At 57.6% G+C, this 323-nt stretch carries 1 protein-coding gene; it reads left to right on the forward strand.

Annotated features, from left to right (window positions below; all coding sequences use genetic code 11):
- The coding region (locus PAT3040_RS36655) for an MBG domain-containing protein (protein ID WP_181376346.1) at positions 1-323 on the forward strand (323 nt) is incomplete at both ends.

The raw sequence follows: 323 nt of genomic DNA on the forward strand, positions 1-323 counted from the left end.
GAGTACGACATTATCCCGTCCGTCGCGGATCAGGGAGGCAAGCTGGCGAATTACGAGGTCCAGATGGAGAAGGGGCAGCTGACGATCTCCAAGGCGCCTTTTACGGTGACGGTCGATGATCAAACACGCGAATACGGAGATTCGAATCCCGTCTTCACGAGTACCAGTGTCGGTCTCCGCAACGGGGATACGTTCCCGGTATCTTATTCGACTTCTGCTACGTCGGACAGCGTCGTCGGCGAGTACGACATTATCCCGACCGTCGCGGATCAGGGAGGCAAGCTGGCGAATTACGAGGTCCAGACGGAGAAGGGGCAGCTGAC

It is taken from the genome of Paenibacillus agaridevorans (assembly GCF_003112455.1).
Classification (GTDB): Bacteria; Bacillota; Bacilli; order Paenibacillales; family Paenibacillaceae; genus Pristimantibacillus; species Pristimantibacillus agaridevorans.